The 340-nt window shown below is 50.9% G+C and carries 1 protein-coding gene; it reads right to left on the bottom strand.

The window, feature by feature from the left end; genetic code table 11:
• On the bottom strand, positions 1-340 hold a 340-nt coding region (locus HXZ99_RS12095; RefSeq protein ID WP_194757550.1), incomplete at both ends, for a transposase.

The following is a 340-nucleotide window of genomic DNA, read 5'->3' as shown; positions in this document are numbered from 1 at the left end:
TTGCGCTGACGCTTAGCTTCCAGCTCTTGCTCACGTGAGCTGGCGAAGCCTTTAAGCGAATCCGCTTTCCAGGCTTTCACTTGCTCGACATAGAGTCCGCGCTCACGGCAGTACTCACTGAGCTCAGCTTCACTCATGGAGCCGGTTTCAATCACGGTCGCAAGCTTCGCTTCAGCAGACCACTGTTCGGGTGTTGATTTATTTCCTGGCACTGGACGACCCTGTTCTCTGGCTTTGTTACGCCAATTATAAAGGGTTTGTTCGCCAATGCCTTCCGTTCGTGCAATTTCTGCGATGGTCATGTTCAACGGCGGCATCATTTTACTTAAAATCGTTTGCT

This window comes from Aliidiomarina indica, assembly GCF_015354615.1.
GTDB classification, from domain to species: domain Bacteria; phylum Pseudomonadota; class Gammaproteobacteria; order Enterobacterales; family Alteromonadaceae; genus Aliidiomarina; species Aliidiomarina indica.
Note: the sequence above shows the minus strand (reverse complement) of the source record. Positions and strands in the feature narration are given on the sequence as shown.